The organism is Bartonella sp. TT29SHDZB, assembly GCF_042193395.1.
GTDB lineage: Bacteria > Pseudomonadota > Alphaproteobacteria > Rhizobiales > Rhizobiaceae > Bartonella.
In genome coordinates this window covers 1-503 of the sequence record NZ_JBHILQ010000198.1, presented here as the reverse complement: position 1 = coordinate 503, position 503 = coordinate 1, and the positions used below count along the sequence as shown (strand labels likewise).

At 37.2% G+C, this 503-nt stretch carries 1 protein-coding gene; it reads right to left on the bottom strand.

Translation table 11 applies throughout. From position 1 onward, the window contains the following. The coding region (locus ACFIJJ_RS10265) for a hypothetical protein (protein ID WP_375646880.1) at positions 1-304 on the bottom strand (304 nt) is incomplete at its 3' end. Between the last annotated feature and the right edge of the window lie 199 nt (positions 305-503).

Genomic DNA, 503 nt, shown 5'->3' with positions numbered 1-503 from the left:
CGGTTTTCGATAATTTTTTGATCTCTTTATTGATCTCGTCTATAAGAGGTTCGTAATTGAGAACGCTTTTCGGAATACCACCCCCATATATCCAAGCTTTCACTTGAGCCTTGGTACTGTAATCAACATTCTCAGGCATATCATGATATTGACCACCGTCAAATTCTTCGTATTCTCTTGTGCCATCATCATATTCGTAAAGGTTATAAAAATACTCTGCTACCCCTAATCCCCATGGTGCATGCCCCACCGCCGTTGCAACGAACTTTTTTTGCCCTTTCTGTTTACGTTTTTTTAAAAACATCTGGTTTAATATCCCCTATCTAAATCCATAACTTTACCAATGGGTTTATTTGCCTCAAAATGGACCGTACAGAAGCGTTTTTAATTTCAATGTGGTTTTTATCACAAAATCTTTAAATCGCTCTGTACGGTGCCTTTCTGTCAATTTAAACGCATCTCTATTCTCAAAATCATCAGCAAATTTCACTACTTTGCTGTTT